This is a genomic window from Brevundimonas sp. NPDC055812, from assembly GCF_053616535.1.
The window spans coordinates 68943-86510 of the sequence record NZ_JBSHDX010000005.1 but is presented as its reverse complement, the minus strand read 5'-3'; the positions used below and the strand labels follow the sequence as shown (position 1 = coordinate 86510).

Here is a 17568-nt window from a genome sequence, read left to right as displayed (position 1 = left end):
GAAACGCAAAGAGGCGGCCCGAAGGCCGCCTCTCGACGTTGTTGCGATGGGTCGGTGGTCAGTCCTCGACCTCCACCCCTTCGGCGTAGGCGGCGAAGGTGGCCGCCGTCATGATCTCGCTGACCGAGGCGCCCAGGGGCACGATCTGGACCGACTTCTCCAGACCCACCAGCAGCGGACCGATCACCGTGGCGCCGCCAAGAGCCTGGACCAGTCGGGTCGAGATGGCGGCGGAGTGGATGGCCGGCATGACCAGGACGTTGGCGTCGCCGGTCAGGCGCATGAAGGGGTAGTTGGCGCGAGCGTCGGAGTTGAGCGCCAGGGCCGGCGGCATCTCGCCTTCATATTCGAAATCGAGATCCATGCCGTCGAGGATGCGGATGGCTTCGCGCACCTTCTCGCCGCGGTTGCCCGGCGGATCGCCGAAGGTCGAATAGCTGAGGAAGGCGACGCGCGGCTTGCGGCCCAGGGTCTTGACCGTGGCGGCGGCCTTGACCGCGATCTCGGCCAGTTCGGCCGCGTCGGGCAGTTCGTGGATCGAGGTGTCGGCCACGAACAGGGTGCGCCCCTTGGCCAGCAGGATCGACAGGCCGATCATGCGGTCCGTGACGTCGAGGACTCGGCGGACTTCCTTCAGGGCCATGTTGAAGTTGCGGGTCACGCCGGTGACCATGCAGTCCGCCTCGCCGCGCGCGACCATGGCGGCGGCGAAATAGTTGCGGTCCTGATTGATCATGCGCTGGACGTCGCGACGCAGATAGCCGCGACGCTGCAGGCGGGCGTAGAGCCAGTCGACGTATTCGGCGTTTCGGTCCGACACGCGGGCGTTCATGATCTGGATTCCCAGCTCATCGAAGCTCAGACCGGCCTCGGCGGCGTTCTGGCGGATCAGCTCCTCGCGGCCGACCAGGATGGGCGTGCCGAGATCGGCCTGCTTGAAGGCCCAGGCGGCGCGGATGACCGACTGCTCCTCGCCCTCGGCGAAGACGACGCGCTGTTTCGGACCCGAGCGCACGCTGGCCTGGATCTTCTGCATCAGGGCGGCCGACGGATCGACCCGCTGGCGCAGGCTGATGCGATAGGCGTCCATGTCCTCGATCGGCTTGCGCGCCACGCCGGTCTCCATCGCCGTCTGGGCGATGAAGGGCGGGATGTACCAGATCAGGCGCGGGTCGAACGGGGTCGGAATGATGTATTCCGGGCCGAACTTCAGCTTGCGGCCGCGATAGGCGGCGGCGACCTCGTCCGGCACGTCCTCGCGGGCCAGCGCCGCCAGGGCGTGGGCGCAGGCGATCTTCATCTCGTGGTTGATCTGGCGTGCGCGCACGTCCAGCGCGCCCCGGAACAGATAGGGGAAGGCCAGGACGTTGTTGATCTGGTTCACATAGTCCGAGCGGCCCGTCGCCATGATGGCGTCCGAACGGACCGACTTGACGTCTTCCGGGGTGATTTCCGGGTCGGGGTTGGCCATGGCGAAGATGATCGGATTGGGCGCCATGGAGGCGACCATCTCCTTGGTGATCGCGCCCTTGGCCGACAGGCCCAGCACGACGTCGGCGCCGACCATGGCCTCGGCCAGGGTGCGCAGAGGCGTGTCGGTGGCGTGCGCGGCCTGCCATTGGGAGACGTTGTCGCGGCCCTTGTAGATGACGCCCTGGCGATCGCAGATGACCGTGTTCTCGGCCTTGACGCCGGCGGCCTTCATCAGGGCGATGGACGACAGGCCCGCCGCCCCGGCGCCCGACAGGACGACCTTGAGGTCTTCCAGCTTCTTGCCGACGATGTGGGCCGCGTTGATCAGGCCGGCGGTCGAGATGATGGCCGTGCCGTGCTGGTCGTCATGGAAGACGGGAATGTCCAGCAGGTCCTGCAGCTGGGCTTCGATCTCGAAGCATTCAGGGGACTTGATGTCCTCCAGGTTGATGCCGCCCCAGGTGTCGCCGATGTTCTTGACCACGGTGACGAACTCGTCCGGGTCGATGGTCTTCACCTCGACGTCGAAGCTGTCGACGTCGGCGAAGCGCTTGAACAGGACCGACTTGCCTTCCATCACCGGCTTGGAGGCCATGTGGCCCAGGTGACCCAGGCCCAGGATGGCGGTGCCGTTCGAGATGACGGCGACCATGTTCCCCTTGGAGGTGTAGTCGTAGGCCTTGTCCGGGTCCTCCGCGATGGCCAGGACCGGCACGGCCACGCCCGGCGAATAGGCCAGCGACAGATCGCGCTGGGTCGCCATCGGCTTGGTCGGGGCCATGGAGATCTTGCCCGGAGTCGGATCGCTGTGGAACTCCAGAGCGTCGTCGTCGGAGAAGGTCTGTTTATCGGTCAATTCGGGCATTTCGATCTCGGGAAGAGGCAGGCGCATTTCGTTCCTAGATCGTGGGACCTTCGCCGACAACCGCTGACGCCGGGTCAAGGGCGATTGCGTGGTTTCTCCGTCACGCCACGGGCAGGAATCCGGTTCCTTCGATCTCGACAGGACCCGTCATGAAGACGTGGTTCGACGCTTCGTCCCAGTTGATGGTCAGTTCGCCGCCGTCGACGATCACCGTCGCTCGGCGATCGGTCAGTCCGCGCCGCGCCGTGGCCACCAGGGCGGCGCAGGCGCCGGTGCCGCACGCCAGGGTCAGGCCCGCCCCGCGCTCCCACACCCGCAACCGGATGCGGTCACGATCCAGGACGTCGGCGAAGCCGACGTTGACCCCCTCGGGGAACAGAGGGTGGCGTTCGACCAGGGAGCCGGAGCCGCGCACGAAGGCGTCGTCCTGCTGGTCGGTGAAGAAGACGACGTGGGGGTTGCCCATCGACACCGCGCCCGGCGTATGCAGCACGGGCGCGTCGATCGGTCCGACCTGAAGCTCGATCCCGCGCGTGTCCATCGCTTCGGCCAGCGGCACTTCGGACCAGTCGAGACGCGGCGCCCCCATATCGACCGTCACTTCGTGGATGGCCGCGGTCGTCGACCCTTCGGGATCTCCCGACCCGGCGCGGCCTGGAACAGAGGGTGAGGCGCGGCGCGCGGTGGTGGGGCCGCCGAGGGTGTCGATGACCACCTCTTCCTTGTCGGTCGCCTCCAGCATCAGCCAGCCGACGCAGCGCAGGGCGTTGCCGCAGGTCTCGACCATGGAGCCGTCGGCGTTCCATACCCGCATGAAGGCGTCGGCCGTTTCGGACGGCTCGATGCCGATCAACTGGTCGAAGCCGCCCAGGCCCGCCGCCGGATCGGCCAGGGCGCGCACCTGGTCCGCGGTCGGGTGAAAGGGCTCTTCGAAGGCCTGGACGACGATGAAGGCGTTTCCGGCGCCGTTCATGCGGATGTAGGGTCGGGCGGGTTGGCTCATGACGCCCTTCATATAGGATTTTTCGCCGGTTCATGTATCGCTGACGACGATGACGTCTGATCATAGCGAAACCGCCAAACCCGACGGGCTGCGGCTGAGGGCGCGCCTGCGCTACCTCTATCACGGCGCCCAGCCGGCGGCGGTGAAGTTCCGCCTGATGGTCATCATCGTCGACCTGATCATCATCGGCTTCTTCCTGGCCGCGCCGATCCTGAAGGAGGCGGGCTGGGTCTTCTATGTCGCCGACTACTTCATCGCCGCCATTCTGGGCCTGGACCTGGCGGCGCGGGCCTATGCCTATTCCGACGTCCGCGACTGGCTGAAGAAGCCCATCGTCTGGGTCGACCTGTTCGTGCTGGCGACCCTGCTGTTCCCGGCCTGGCTGGCGAATTTCGGCTTCCTGCGGCTGCTGCGGTTCTGGAGCCTGCTGAACAGCGACCTGTTCTGGCGCACCATCGGTCGCCGGTTCGACGACACCCGCGTCGAGGAGATCACCCGCGCCTTGGCCGCCCTGGTCACCTTCGTCTTTGTGACGACCGGCTTCGTCTACGCCTATTTCCGGGGCAAGGCCGAGCACATCAACGGCTATCTGGACGCCCTGTACTTCACTGTCGCCACCCTGACGACGACGGGCTTCGGGGACATCACCCTGCCGGGCAACTGGGGGAGGGTCATCTCCATCGTCGTCATGCTGGTGGGCATCACCCTTTTCATCCGCCTGGCCCAGACGCTGATCCGGCCGCACAAGGTGAAGTTCCCCTGTCCCACCTGCGGGCTGCAGAAGCACGACCCCGACGCCGTGCACTGCAAGGCCTGCGGCCAGATTCTGTGCATCCCGGACGATGGCGATTGAGCCGCAGCCTGCGGCGAAAGATTACAAGCCCGTAAGATTACAGGCGCTTGCCCCTCGCCGCCGCCCTCGCCAAGGTGCCGCGCGAAACATTCGTCCGTTGGGGGACATCCATGACCATCCGCTCGTTGGCGTCCGTCGCCGCCCTTCTTCTCGCCGCCGGAGCCGCACCCGTCGCCATGGCCCAGACCACCGTTTCCACAAGCGCCGCCTCGACGGCTCCGGGCTTCGCGACCAGCGATGCGACCGACCCCTATCTGTGGCTGGAGGAGGTCGAGGGCGACCGCGCCATGGAATGGGTCAAGGCGCACAACGAGACCTCCCTGGGAACGCTGCAGGGCGACCCACGCTATGAGACCCTGCACCAGCAGGCGCTGGACCTGGTGCAGTCGCGCGACCGCATCCCCTCGCCCGGTTTCACTCACGACGGCCACGTCGACAACTTCTGGCAGGACGCCGACCATGTGCGCGGCATCTGGCGGCGCACGACGCTGGCGTCCTATCGCGCCGATGCGCCGCAGTGGGAGACCATCCTGGACATCGACGCCCTGTCGGCGGCCGAGGACGCCAACTGGGTCTACAAGGGCGCGACCTGCCTGGCGCCGGAGGAGCGTTACTGCCTGATCTCCCTGTCGAACGGCGGCAAGGATGCGGTGACGATCCGCGAGTTCGACAGCGTCACGAAAACCTTCGTCGAAGGCGGGATTTCGCTGCCGGAATCCAAGGGCGGCGCCAGCTGGATCGACAAGGATACGCTGCTGATCTCGCGCGACTTCGGCGAAGGGTCGCTGACGGACTCGGGCTATCCGCGCACCGTGCGCCTGATGAAGCGCGGCCAGAGCGTCGATCAGGCGGTCGAGGTCTTCGCCGGTCAACAGACGGACGTCTCGGTTTCGGGCTACACGCTGCGCGACGCCGACGGCGTGGTTCAGGCGGTGCTGCTGAACCGGGGGATCAACTTCTACGAAAGCGAGACCTGGCGCCTGAACGCCGACGGTTCGACGACGAAGCTGGAGCTGCCGCTCAAGTCCAACATCAACGCCCTGGTCGCCGGCCAGCTGGTGGTGACGACGGATCAGGACTGGACCGCGCCCTCGGGTCAGGAATTCAAGACCGGCGACGTCATCGCTTGGCCGCTGCAGGCCTGGCTGGCTGATCCGAAGACCCCGGCCCAACAGGTGATCCGCCCCGGCGAGCGCGAAGCCATCGAGGGGCTCAACGCCACCCGCAACAAGCTGGTCGTGGCCCTTTACGAGAACGTGCGCGGCTCGGTCTATGTCTATGACCCGGCCGACTGGAGCCGCACGCGCCTGGACCTGCCGCAGAACGTTTCGGTCGGCGTCGGCTCGGCCTCGGAACAGGACGACAAGGTCTTCGTCAGCGTCACCGGCTATCTGAATCCGTCCAGCCTCTATCTGGCCGATGCGGCGACCGGCGCGGTCGCCCTGACCAAGGCCCTGCCGGACAAGTTCGACGCCAGCGGCATGCGCGTCGATCAGTTCGAGGCGCGCAGCGCCGACGGGACGATGATCCCCTATTTCGTCGTCCACAAGGACGCCATGGCGATGGACGGCTCGAACCCGACTCTTCTGTACGGCTACGGCGGTTTCCAGTCGTCGCTGCTGCCCGGCTATTCGCCGACGGTGGGCAAGCTGTGGCTGGAGCGGGGCGGCGTCTATGTCATCGCCAACACCCGCGGCGGCGGCGAGTTCGGACCGAAATGGCACCAGGCGGCCCAGCAGGAGAACCGCCAGCGCGCGCATGAAGACTTCCAGGCCGTGGCCCAGGACCTGATCACGCGCGGGATCACCTCGCAGCCTCACCTGGGGATCATGGGCGGCTCGCAGGGCGGACTGTTCATGGGGGCCATGCTGACCCAGCGCCCGGACCTGATCAACGCGGCGGTCATCCAGGTGCCGCTGTTCGACATGCTGCGCTTCCACAAGTTGCTGGCCGGCGCCAGCTGGATGGGCGAATACGGCGACCCGGACATCCCCGAACAGCGCGCCTGGATCGAGCAGTATTCACCCTATCAGCGTCTGGCGGCGGGCCAGCCCTACCCCGAGGTCTTCATCCACACCTCGACCAAGGACGACCGCGTGCACCCCGGCCACGCCCGCAAGGCGGCCGCGCGGATGGAGGAACTGGGCTATCCGGTGCTCTTCTATGAAAACACCGACGGCGGCCACGCGGCCGGCGCCAACCTGCGCGAGACGGCCCGACGCATCGCGCTGGAATACACCTATCTGACCCGGCGGCTGATGGATCAGCCGGCGCAGCCCTGATCGCATGGAGCCTGAGAGCATGATGAAGTCCCTGTTCTTGTCCGTCGCCCTGCCCGCCCTGGTGCTGGCCGCCGCGCCCGCCCTGGCCGAGGGGGCGGCGGCCGATCCGGTCGCCGCGTCCGCGACCACCCCGCCGCCGCACTTCCCGCGCGACCTGTCGCCCGAGGGGGTCAAGGCCGCCGACGACCATCTGGCGCTGGAAGAGGTGGACGGCGCCGAGGCGCGCGCCTTCGTCGCCGCTGAGAATGAAAAGTCGCTGGCCGTCCTGACCGGCGACCGCCGCTATGAGCCGTTCCGTCAGCAGGCCGAAGCCATTCTGACGGCCACCGACCGCATCCCCGGCGTCAGCTTCCTGGGCGAAGGCCTCGGCAATTTCTGGCAGGACGCCGCCAATCCGAAGGGCGTCTGGCGTCGCACGACGCTGGACTCCTATCGCACCGCCCAGCCGCAGTGGGAGACCCTGCTGGACATCGACGCCCTGGCCAAGGCCGAGGGCAAGGACTGGGTGTTCAAGGGCGCTGACTGCCTGGCGCCGGACGAGACCCGCTGCCTGATCAACCTGTCGGACGGCGGCATGGACGCCGTGACGGTGCGCGAGTTCGACCTGACCACCAAGACCTTCGTGGACGGCGGCTTCGTCATTCCCGAGGGCAAGCATCGCATCAGCTGGCTGGATCGCGACACCCTGTTGATCGCCACCGACTTCGGTCCCGGCAGCCTGACGGAGTCGGGCTATCCCTACATCGTCAAATCCCTGACGCGCGGCCATCCGCTGGAGCACGCGACCGAAGTCTATCGCGGCCAGCAGGGCGACGGCGGCTACGGCGTCTCGCCCATGGTCTTCCGCGACAAGGCGGGCGCGGTCGAGGCCGTGCTGTTCAGCCGCCCGCTGGATACTTTCCGTTCGGAAATCTGGGCCCTCGGAGCCGACGGCAAGCCGTATAGGTTGAACCTGCCCGAGCGCGTGGGCGTCCAGGGCGTCCTGGGCGGGAAACTGGTCTTCTCGCCGGAACAGGCCTGGAGCTTCGACGGTCAGGATTACGCCGCCGGTTCGTTGGTCGCCCTGCCGCTGGGCGTGCTGGGCGACGTACGCCAGAGCATCCGCATCGACGCGAAGTCCGCGACCATCTTCGCGCCCGGCCCGCGTCAGTCGCTACAAAACGTCCGCGTGTTCGAAGACAGCATCGTCGCCGTGATCGCCGATAACGTCGTCGGCACGCTGAAGCGCTTCGCCCCGACCGCCGAGGGCTGGACTGCGACCGAACTCGCGGTGCCGGCCAACAGCGCCGTGGGTCTGGGCGACAGCTCCAAGGCCAAAGGTCAGGTCTTCGTTTCGACCCAGGGCTTCCTGACCCCGCCGACTCTCAGCCTGGCGGACGTCTCGACCGCCGCCCTGACCGAGCTGAAGTCGGCCCCGGCCAAGTTCGACGCCTCGACCCATGTGGTCGAGCAGTTCGAGGCGACCTCGACCGACGGGACCAAGATCCCCTATTTCGTCACCCGGCCGAAGGACCTGGCGATGGACGGGACCGGCCCGACCATCCTGTTCGGCTACGGCGGCTTCCAGGCCAGCTTCCCGCCCGCCTACAAGCCCGAGATGGGCAAGCTGTGGCTCGAGAACGGCGGCGTCTTCGTCCAGGCCAACATCCGCGGCGGCGGCGAATTCGGTCCGCAGTGGCACCAGGCGGCCCTGCGCGAGAACCGCCAGCGCGCCTTCGACGACTTCGCCGCCGTGGCCCGTGACCTGGAGCAGCGGCGCATCACCAGCCCGCGCCATCTGGGCATCTACGGCCGCTCCAACGGTGGGGTGCTGACCTCGGTGTCCATCACCCAGCATCCGGAACTGTTCAACGCGGCGGTCATCGAGAGCCCCCTGATCGACATGCTGCGTTATCAGGAGCTGCCGGCGGGCGCATCGTGGATGGGCGAATACGGCGATCCGCGCATTCCGGGCGACGCCGAATTCATCGCCCGCTACTCGGCCTATCAGCAGTTGAGGCCCGAGGTGAAATACCCGCGCGTCTACATCACGACGAACACGCGCGACGACCGGGTCCACCCCGGCCACGCCCGCAAGTTCGCGGCGCGTCTGGGCGACCAGGGCCACGACCACCTCTATTTCGAGGACACGGCGGGCGGTCATTCCAATGACGCCGATCCGGTCGCCAACGCCCGCCGCTGGGCCCGCCACTACGTCTACCTCAGCCAGCAGTTGATGGACTGAAGCAGCGCTCGTCGCGCCCGACGCGCCGCTCACGCATTTATGAGCGGCGTTATCGGGTCGAAGGGATAGGATCGCCGCCATGATGGCACGGGGCCTGTTCAGGTACGGGATGACGGCGGCGGCCGCAGGCTTGGGCTTGCTGGCCGCCGCCGCCGCGCCGTCGCGCGAGCGCGACGCTCCGGTCCAGCCGGTCGTGGTCGAACTGTTCACCGCCCAGGGCTGCGCCGGCTGTCCCGACGCCAACCGCACGGTCGAGACGGTGGCCGAGAATCCGGGCGTGATCGTCCTGACCTACGGCGTCGACTACTGGGACTATCTGGGCTGGTCCGACACCTTCGCCCGGCCCGAGTTCGCCGAGCGCCAGCGCGCCTATCGCCAGGCGTTGAAGCTGCGGAACGTCTCGACGCCTCAGGTGGTGATCGACGGGCGGCGTCATGTCTCCGGCGCCCGTCCGCCCGAGTTGAAGGCCGCTGTCGAGGCCGAGGCGCGTGACCGGGGCTGGCCGCCCGAGATCGAATTCCGCGAGACGGGCGATCGCGTCGGCGTGGGTTCGGGGCGTCCGCCGGAAGGCGGCGCCGAGGTCGTCGCCGTCGTCTATCAACCGGGGCAGCAGACGGTCGAGGTCAAGGGCGGCGACAATCGCGGCCGAGCCGTGACCCACGTCAATGTGGTGCGCGAGGTGCGCCGTCTGGGCGACTGGAATGGGCGACCGGTGCTGTTCCCCCTGCCTCAGGACACGGGGATCGATGAAGGGGTGGTGGTGCTGCTTCAGGCCAAGGACGACCGTCGCATCCTGTCGTCCGCCGCTCGCCCGGAACCGGGGCGCGATTGAACCGCTGACGGAAAAGGTCTAAAGGCCCGCCGCTCTTGATGGGCGCGCGCCTCCTCGCGCGACCCGGAGAAAACATTGCATGGTCGGGGACACGCCCCGCGGCGACGCCGCGCCAACCGCCAACGCCTCCTCTCCCGCGAACGCCCAGATTCCGCCTGACGGCGGATCCCGGGGTCAGGGCGGCAAGGCCGGCCGTCGCGCCCTGATCCTGGGCGCCATCGGCGTGGTGTTCGGCGACATCGGCACCAGCCCCATCTACGCCCTGCGCGAGGCCATCGGCCACGCCCAGAAGGGCGTCGAGGGCGACCTGGCCATTATCGGCGTGGTGTCGCTGGCCTTCTGGGCGCTGATGGTGGTGGTGACGTTCAAATACGTCATGTTCCTGATGCGGGCCGACAACAAGGGCGAAGGCGGCACCCTGTCGCTGATGGCCCTGGCCCAGCACGCCATCGGGCGACGCAGCGCCTGGCTGTTCATCCTGGGCGTCTGCGGCGCGGCCCTCTTCTACAGCGACGGCGTCATCACCCCGGCCATTTCCGTGCTGTCGGCCATCGAGGGCCTGCAGGAGGCGCCGGGCCTGAACGGACGCCTCGACCCCTTCATCGTGCCTCTGGCGGCGGGCATTCTCATCGCCCTATTCCTGGTGCAGTCGCGCGGCACGGCCGGATTGGCCAGGTTCTTCGGCCCCATCACCCTGGTCTGGTTCCTGTCTCTGGGCCTGATGGGGGTGGCGCACATCTTCGACGACCTGTCGATCCTGAAGGCCCTGTCGCCCTATTACGGCATCAAGCTTCTGATCGCCGACGGCTTCCTCGGCTTCGTCATCCTGGGCAGCGTCTTCCTGGCCGTCACCGGCGCCGAGGCGCTGTATGCGGACATGGGCCATTTCGGCAAGTCGCCGATCCGCCAGGGCTGGCTGTTCATCGTCCTGCCCTGTCTGACCCTGAACTACCTGGGTCAGGGCGCCTTCCTGCTGTCGCACCCCGGCGCGGCTGACAACCCCTTCTGGAACATGGTGCCGCAGCTGGTCTATTGGCCCATGCTGATCTTGGCCACGGCGGCCACGGTGATCGCCAGCCAGGCGGTCATCACAGGGGCCTTCTCGGTGACGCAGCAGGCGGTCCAGCTCGGCCTTCTGCCGCGACTGGACATCCGCAACACGTCCGAGACCCAGGCGGGCCAGATCTATGTGCCTGCGATCAACAGCCTGCTGATGGTCGGGGTGCTGTTCGTGCTGGTGACCTTCCAGTCCTCGCACAATCTGACGGCGGCCTATGGGGTGGCGGTGACCGGCACCATGATGGTCAACACCCTGATGTCCTTCACCGTGGTGCGGCACAAGTGGAAGTGGCCGATGTGGGCCGTGCTGCTGACCCTGGTGCCGTTCGGCTTCATCGACGCGGTCTTCCTGACGTCGAACCTGCTGAAGATTCCCGCCGGGGCGTGGATGCCGCTGGTGCTGGGCGGCGGTCTGGTCATGCTGATGTGGACCTGGGTGCGCGGCACGCAGATCCTGACCGACAAGACGCGCAAGGACAGTCTGCCGCTGACCGATCTGATCGAGATGTTGCGCGCCCGTCCGCCGCACCGCGCGCCGGGCACGGCCATCTTCCTGACCTCGGACGCCGATGTCGCGCCGGTGGCCCTGATGCACAACCTCAAGCACAACAAGGTGCTGCACGAGAAGAACATCATCCTGACGGTGCATACGTCCGACCGGCCGCGCGTGCCGGACCTGCAAAGGGTGGCGGTCGAACCGATCAGCGATGATTTCAAGCGCCTGACGCTGACCTTCGGCTATATGGAGACGCCGAACGTGCCGCGCGCGCTTGGCCTGTGTCGCAAGCAGGGGCTGAAGTTCGACATCATGTCGACCAGCTTCTTCCTCGGACGCCGCTCCGTCGTTCCCACCGCCCGCCAGGGCATGCCTCTTTGGCAGGACAAGCTGTTTATCTTCCTGATGCGTAACGCCGCCAACCCGACCGACTTCTTCCGCATTCCGCCCGGCCGCGTGGTCGAGCTTGGCACTCAGGTGTCGGTGTGAGCGGGGGAACGCCCAAGGGCAAGAGCTCCGCTGCGCGCGGCCGTCGCATCGCCGAAAAGGCGCGCGGTCCGCGTCGTGAACCCGCGCCGCGTCCGGTTGCTGACGACCCCCACGCCGACATCGGCGTCGAAGCGCGCCTGGTCGCCGGCCTGCTGCTGAACGCGGCGCTGGAGAAGCGCACGGGTCTGGACGAGGCCCTGTCGCAGTCGCCCGCGCGCGATCTGCCGCCGCAGGACCGGGCCTTCGCCCGCGCCGTGGCGATGGCGGCCCTGCGCCGTCTGGGCGAGATCGACCAGATCCTCGAGCGTCGCCTGCAGAAGGCGCCGCCGCTGGCGGTGATGACCATATTGCGCATCGCCCTGGCCCAGACCCTGGTGCTGGAGACGCCCGCCTTCGCCGCGGTGTCGACGGCGGTGAAGCTGGCCGAGCGCGATCCAAAGACGCGCCCCTACAAGAATCTGGTCAACGCCGTGCTGCGCGGCGTCGGCCGCGACGGTCCGGGCCTGACGACGGCGGAAGCCAATCTGCCCGACTGGCTGGCCCAGCGCTGGAAGGCCACCTATGGCGAGGCGGCCCTGATCGGCCTGGCCCTGGCCACGCGCGAGGAGCCCGCCACCGACCTGACGGCCAAGCCCGGCGTGGACCCGGCCGAACTGGCGGCGTCGGTCGAGGGGGAGGCCCTGCCCGGCGGCACGGTCCGCACCGGCAAGCGGGGCGACGTCGCATCCTGGCCCGGCTTCGAGGCGGGCGACTGGTGGGTGCAGGACGCAGCGGCCGCCGTCCCGGCGCGCCTGCTGGCGGTCAAGGCGGGCGAGACGGCGCTGGACCTGTGCGCCGCGCCGGGCGGCAAAACGCTGCAACTGGCCGCCGCCGGAGCCGAGGTGACAGCGCTGGACCGTTCCGAGGCGCGCCTTAAGCGCCTGCGCCAGAATTTCGAGCGCATGAACCTCAAGGCCGAGGTCGTCGCCGTCCCGGCCGAAGACTGGGAAGACGACCGCGCCTTTGACGCCGTCCTGCTGGACGCGCCCTGCACGGCCACCGGCACCTATCGCCGCAATCCCGAGGTTCTGCGCGCCACCCGCCCCGCCGATGTCGCCAAGCTGGCCGACGTGCAGCACCGCCTGCTGGACGCCGCCGCCGAGAAGGTGAAGCCGGGCGGCCGTCTGGTCTATTGCGTCTGCTCGCTGGAGCGCGAAGAGGGCGAGACGCAGGTGATCGCCTTCCTGCGTCGCAACCCGGCCTTCCGCACCGTCGCCGCCGTTCCCGCCGAGGTCGGCGCCCCGGAAGAGGCCCTGACCCCCGAAGGCTGGCTGCGCATCCTGCCGTCGCAATGGGCGGAAAAGGGCGGTCTGGACGGCTTCTTCGCGGCGAAGCTGGAACGGATCGCCTAGCTGAGCTGAAGACCGAACCAGCCGTCGCGGTCCGAGACCGTCATCGGCAGGCCGAACAGGTCGGTCAGGGCGGCGTCGGTCAGCATGTCGGCCTTGGCGCCGTCGCGGGCGACGCGGCCGTCCTTCATCATGATGACGCGGTCGATCTCGGGCAGGATCTCTTCGATGTGGTGCGTCACCAGGATCAGGGTGGCGCCGCCCTGCGCCAGCGGCCTGAGGCTGTCCAGAAACAGGCGGCGCGTCGCCGGGTCCAGCCCGCCGCACGGTTCGTCCAGCAGGACGGCGTCCGGCCGGTGGGCCAGGGCGCGGGCGATCAGCACACGCCGCGCCTCGCCGGACGACAGGGTGGCCATGGAGCGGCCGACCAGATGCTCGACCCCCATGCGGTGCAGGGCCTCGGCGGCGGCGTCGCGCATGGCCGGCGTGATCGTTTCGCGCCGCCAGACCCCGCGCGAGGCGAAGAAGCCTGAGACGACCGCGTCCATCACCTCCAGCGCATCCTCGCCGGTCAGGTCCGCCTGGGCGGCGGGCGAGACGAAGCCGAGGCGGCGGCGCAGGGAAAAGACGTCCCAGGGGCTCTGGCCGAACACCTCGACCCGCGCGCCATGCACCGGATAGAGCTGGTGCAGGATCAACTTGACCAGCGTCGACTTGCCCGAGCCGTTGCGGCCCAGAATGGCCGTGTGTTCGCCCGCCGCGAGGGTCAGGCTGACGTCGTCCAGAATGCGGCGCTCGGCGCGCACGACGCTGGCGTTCTCGATGTGCAGCAGCGGCGGGATGGAGGTCTCGGCCGCTTCAGTCATCGTCATCTTCGATGGCGTGAATCTGGTCGTCGTCCAGGCCGAGGTGGTGGCCGATCTCGTGGATCAGGACGTGGGCGATGATCTCGGCCAGGCCGACGTCGCCGCGCTCGCACCATTCGTCGAGGATCGGACGGCGATAGAGGAAGACGCGCGACGGCTCCGGCGCCGGACCCATGGCGTCACGTTCGCCGATGTGGACGCCTGAATAGAGGCCGGTCAGTTCGAACGGGTCCTCGATCTCCAGATCGCGCAGGGTCTCCTCGTCGGCGAAGTCGTCGATGCGGATGACGACCTCCCCGGCCGCCTGGCGAAACAGGTCGGGCAATCCGGCGAAGGCCTCCTCGGCCAGGCGGGCGAAATCGTCGAGCGAGGGGGCGAGTTGGTCGGTCCAGGGCGTGGTCATGGCAAGGGATATCGCCCGCGTCGGGGCCGGTCGCAATCAGGGACGGAGCCGCGCGTGCATGGGCCGCATCGCAATTCGCCCAATCAGAGTATGGTAAACGCCGAATCGGCCTGTCCTGACGGGCGGCTGACGCTTGGATCGGAATTTCTGGGGAAGGCATGGCCGAGGCGGATCTCGCGGCCGACATCGCCTTTGCGGCCACGGCGGGGGCGGCGGGGCTGGCGCTGGCGGTCAGCGTCTGGGCCTGGCGCCTGCGCGCCCGGCTGGTCGCGCGCGAGATGGAGGTCGAGGAGAGCCTCGCCAGCGCCCAGGTCCAGGCGACCACGGGCGCCACGGCGTTGATGGCGTTTGACGACGTGCGCCTGGGCCTCGACCCGGACGGCGAGATAGAGAGCGTCTTCGGCGCTCCGGACATGCTGACGGCCCTGGCGCCGGGCCGGGATGCGGCGGGGGCCGCCGACGCTGTCCTGTCGACCCTGAGGCAATCCCACACCGGCCGCATGGAGGCGCTCGTCAACGCGGGCGAGGCGTTCGAGACCCTGCTGGAGACCCCGGACGGCGCCTGGGCCGTCGAAGGGCGGGCGCACGGCGGCGGGACCTGGTTGCGGCTGTCGCGCCTGGGCGGACCGGACAAGGGCGGAGAGGCCGGACCCGGCGCCCTGGCCGAGCAGTCCCCGGCCCCGACCTGGGTGGTGGACGGGGCGGGCCATCTGATCTGGGCCAACAGCGCCTGGCTGTTGGAGACGGGCGCCGAGACGCTGGATGAGGCGCGCAGCCGGACCCTCAGCTTCGACCGGGGCGCCGACGCCGTGGTGGCCGAGGCCCTGCGCCTGAACGCGCGTCAGGAAGGCTTCCGCTGGACCACGGCGGGCGGGCGGCGCCGGGCGTGGAAGATCCTGGCCGAGCCGCTGGCCGGCGGGCGCGGCGCCGTCATCGCCTTCGCCATCGAGATGACCGAGGCCGAGGAGACGCGCGACACTCTGCGCCGTCACGTCGAGGCCCATGACGAGACGCTGAACCACCTGGCGGACGCCGTGGCCATCTTCGGCCCGTCCAAGCGGCTGGCTTTCCACAACACCGCCTTCCAGTCGCTGTTCGGGGTCGATCCGGCTTGGCTGGACGAGCGCCCGACCCACGCCGAACTGCTGGATCGGCTGCGCCAGAAGCGCCTGCTGCCCGAGGTCGTCGACTACGCCGCCTGGAAGGCCGAGGAGCTGGACTTCTACGGCGCCGCCCAGGCCTCGCCGGACGACAGCTGGTCCCTGCCCGACGGGCGGACGCTGCGGGTGGTGCGCCAGCCGCACCCGCTGGGCGGCATCCTGCTGATCTTCTCGGACATCACCGGCGAGCTGCAGCTTCGCAGCCGCTACAACGCCCAGATTCAGGTCCAGCGCGCGACGCTGGACAAGCTGAACGACGCCGTGGCCGTGTTCGGCTCGGACGGGCGGCTGCGGCTGCACAACGAAGCCTTCGAGAGTTTCTGGGGCGTTCCCGGCGAGCGACTGATGGAGGCGGGCGACTTCGACGCCGTGGCCGCCTTGTGCCGTCCGGTCCTGCCCGACGCCGCCCTGTGGCTGGGGCTGAAGGCGCGGGTGGCCGACCCCGATCCGGAAAGCCGCGTGGCCATCTCCGGCGAGGGCCGCACCGAGGACGGCCGCATCGCCGCCTGGCAGACCCGCCCCCTGCCCGACGGCGCCACCCTGGTCGCCTTCTTCGACGTGACGGCCCGCCGTGAACTGGAGCAGGCCCTGGCCGCCAAGGAGGCCGCCCTGGCCGAGAGTCAGGCCCTGAAGCGCGAGTTCGTCGGCAGCGTCTCCTATGAACTGCGCACGCCTCTGACGACCATCGTCGGCTATTCTGAGCTGCTGGAGGCGATGGGCGACCTGCCCGAACGCAGCCGCCAGCACGCGGGCGCCATCCGTGTGGCGGCCAGCCATCTGGCCCGCTCCATCGACGACGTGCTGGACATGGCCCAGATCGACGCAGGCGAGATGGAGCTGACCCTGGGCGACGTGCGGGTCTGCGACCTGCTGGACGAGGCGGCGGAAAAGATCAGGGCCAAGGTCGAGGGCCGCGGCGCCACGCTGCACCTGGCCTGCCCGACCGGGCTGAAGCCGATCCGCGCCGACGCCCGCCGCATCGCCCAGGCGGTCGATCACCTGCTGGAGAACGCCTGCCGCGCCGTGTCCGAAGGCGGCGCGGTCAGCCTGATCGCCGAGGCCGGGCCGGGCGAGGTCCGCATCCGCGTAGAGGACACCGGCCGGGGCATCCCCTATCACCTGCAGGCCCACGTCTTCGACCGCTTCGTGCGGCGCGAGCGCGGCGGGCCGGGCGTGGCCCTGGCCCTGGTCAAGGCGCTGGTCGAACTGCACGGCGGCTGGGCCGAGGTTCAGTCGGAGCCGGGCAAGGGCGCGGCCTTCATCCTGCACCTGCCGGTCGAGGCGACGGCGCCGACGGCTGCGCCGGAACTGCTGCTGGGCTGATCTTGGCCGTCCAGTCGTGCTAGAGGGCGTGTCCAAGCCTTCCAGGACGTCCTCATGGCCGACACGACCCGCCCCCTGCTCAAGACCGCCGTCATCTATGATTTCGACGGCACCCTGGCTCGGGGAAACATGCAGGAGGTCAGCTTCATCCCCTCGATCGGGATGACGCCGGCCCAGTTCTGGAACGAGACCGTCCGTCCACGGACCATCGCCTCGGACGGCGACGGCATCCTGATGTACATGCAGATGATGCTGCTGGCCGCGCGCGAACAGGGCGCGCCGGTTACGCGCCAGACGCTGCGCGATCACGGCCGCGACGTGGCCCTGTTCGAGGGCCTGCGCGACCGCTCCTGGTTCGACCGGATGAACGCCTTCGGCGCCCAGTTCGGGCTGGAGATCGAGCACTACATCATCTCGGCGGGCCTGACCGAGATGATCGAGGGCTGCCCCATCGCCGAGGCCTTCACCCACGTCTTCGCCTCGAAATACGCTTATGACGATGAGGACGTGGCGGTCTGGCCCGCCGTGGGCGTCAACTACACGACCAAGACCCAGTATCTGTTCCGCATCAACAAGGGGGTGCACAACCACTGGGAGGATGAGCGCATCAACCGCTTCATCCCGGACGAGGAGCGCCCCATCCCCTTCGACCGCATGATCTTCCTGGGCGACGGCGACACCGACGTGCCGACCATGAAGATGATGCACACCAAGGGCGGCTTCTCCATCGCCGTCTACGACCCCGACAGCACCCCGCGCGACCACGACAAGATCCACCGCCTGATCTCGGAGGACCGGGTCAACTTCGTCGCGGCGGGCGACTATCGTGAAGGCTCGCCCGTCGACTTGATCGTCAAGGGCCTGATCGGCCGCATCGCCGTCAACTACGGCCGGATGCCGGCGGACTGAGGC

At 68.6% G+C, this 17568-nt stretch carries 12 protein-coding genes; 8 read left to right on the top strand and 4 right to left on the bottom strand.

The window, feature by feature from the left end; all coding sequences use genetic code 11:
• Positions 1 to 58: 58 nt before the first annotated feature.
• Both ACWGL1_RS09905 and dapF read right to left on the bottom strand, forming a co-directional pair.
• A complete protein-coding gene (locus tag ACWGL1_RS09905; RefSeq protein ID WP_312219667.1) occupies positions 59 to 2338 on the bottom strand; it encodes an NADP-dependent malic enzyme in 2280 nt (759 codons plus the stop codon).
• 100 nt (positions 2339 to 2438) lie between these two features.
• A complete protein-coding gene (gene dapF, locus ACWGL1_RS09900; protein ID WP_452111898.1) occupies positions 2439 to 3341 on the bottom strand; it encodes a diaminopimelate epimerase in 903 nt (300 codons plus the stop codon).
• A 49-nt stretch (positions 3342 to 3390) separates the two neighbouring features.
• Here dapF and ACWGL1_RS09895 point away from each other — a divergent pair, with 49 nt between their 5' ends.
• The 6 genes from ACWGL1_RS09895 (at position 3391) to ACWGL1_RS09870 (ending at position 12967) form a co-directional block, all read left to right on the top strand.
• Positions 3391 to 4194 (top strand): potassium channel family protein, encoded by an 804-nt coding sequence (locus tag ACWGL1_RS09895; RefSeq protein ID WP_452111897.1) that lies wholly within the window; start codon positions 3391 to 3393, stop codon positions 4192 to 4194.
• A gap of 110 nt (positions 4195 to 4304) precedes the next feature.
• Complete coding sequence (locus tag ACWGL1_RS09890) at positions 4305 to 6476, top strand: prolyl oligopeptidase family serine peptidase (protein WP_452111896.1); 2172 nt, start codon at positions 4305 to 4307, stop codon at positions 6474 to 6476.
• A gap of 19 nt (positions 6477 to 6495) precedes the next feature.
• On the top strand, positions 6496 to 8700 hold the full coding sequence (locus ACWGL1_RS09885; RefSeq protein ID WP_452111895.1) for a prolyl oligopeptidase family serine peptidase: 2205 nt from the start codon (positions 6496 to 6498) through the stop codon (positions 8698 to 8700).
• A 79-nt stretch (positions 8701 to 8779) separates the two neighbouring features.
• Positions 8780 to 9532 carry a DUF1223 domain-containing protein gene (locus ACWGL1_RS09880; RefSeq protein WP_452111894.1) on the top strand — a complete coding sequence of 251 codons (753 nt, stop codon included), beginning with the start codon at positions 8780 to 8782 and terminating at the stop codon, positions 9530 to 9532.
• Between the two features lie 79 nt (positions 9533 to 9611).
• On the top strand, positions 9612 to 11576 hold the full coding sequence (locus ACWGL1_RS09875) for a potassium transporter Kup (protein WP_452111893.1): 1965 nt from the start codon (positions 9612 to 9614) through the stop codon (positions 11574 to 11576).
• On the top strand, positions 11573 to 12967 hold the full coding sequence (locus ACWGL1_RS09870) for an RsmB/NOP family class I SAM-dependent RNA methyltransferase (protein ID WP_452111892.1): 1395 nt from the start codon (positions 11573 to 11575) through the stop codon (positions 12965 to 12967). The genes ACWGL1_RS09875 and ACWGL1_RS09870 overlap by 4 nt, the downstream gene beginning before the upstream one ends.
• On the opposite strand, the gene ACWGL1_RS09865 is transcribed toward ACWGL1_RS09870, so the two are convergent.
• Together ACWGL1_RS09865 and ACWGL1_RS09860 are read right to left on the bottom strand one after the other, a co-directional pair.
• Complete coding sequence (locus ACWGL1_RS09865; protein ID WP_452111891.1) at positions 12964 to 13776, bottom strand: ABC transporter ATP-binding protein; 813 nt, start codon at positions 13774 to 13776, stop codon at positions 12964 to 12966. The genes ACWGL1_RS09870 and ACWGL1_RS09865 overlap by 4 nt on opposite strands.
• Positions 13763 to 14173: a metallopeptidase family protein gene (locus tag ACWGL1_RS09860; RefSeq protein ID WP_312221047.1), complete on the bottom strand. Its 411-nt coding sequence runs from the start codon at positions 14171 to 14173 to the stop codon at positions 13763 to 13765. Before ACWGL1_RS09860 ends, ACWGL1_RS09865 begins: the two co-directional genes overlap by 14 nt.
• A 158-nt stretch (positions 14174 to 14331) precedes the next feature.
• Between ACWGL1_RS09860 and ACWGL1_RS09855 the strand changes: the two genes are divergently transcribed.
• Complete coding sequence (locus tag ACWGL1_RS09855; protein ID WP_452111890.1) at positions 14332 to 16656, top strand: ATP-binding protein; 2325 nt, start codon at positions 14332 to 14334, stop codon at positions 16654 to 16656.
• Positions 16657 to 16710: 54 nt separating this feature from the next.
• On the top strand, positions 16711 to 17565 hold the full coding sequence (locus ACWGL1_RS09850; protein WP_087141411.1) for an HAD family hydrolase: 855 nt from the start codon (positions 16711 to 16713) through the stop codon (positions 17563 to 17565).
• Positions 17566 to 17568 lie beyond the last annotated feature (3 nt).